Raw genomic sequence first — 212 nt, 5'->3', positions numbered from 1 at the left:
CCGAAAGCCTCAGCACTCCACGCCACCGGCTTGACCGGCACCGCAGCCGAAGCGGCATCGCCGCCGGCAGCGAAAGCCTGCGGGGCAACGGCGACCGCGACGACAGCGGCACCGGTCGCAGCAATACCGGCAACAGAGAACTTGTGAATCTTGGGCAGACGGGCAATGGCGGAGACGGTGGAGCGCATAACTGAGCTGAACCTTCCAATCGC

Annotated in this window: 1 pseudogene; it reads right to left on the bottom strand. The window is 65.6% G+C overall.

The window, feature by feature from the left end:
• A pseudogene (locus ACSNOG_RS34160) lies at nt 1-188 on the bottom strand (transglycosylase SLT domain-containing protein); the annotation flags it as partial.
• Between the last annotated feature and the right edge of the window lie 24 nt (nt 189-212).

It is taken from the genome of Streptomyces sp. URMC 124 (assembly GCF_051386455.1).
In the GTDB taxonomy this organism is placed as follows: Bacteria; Actinomycetota; Actinomycetes; order Streptomycetales; family Streptomycetaceae; genus Streptomyces.
Note: the sequence above shows the minus strand (reverse complement) of the source record. Positions and strands in the feature narration are given on the sequence as shown.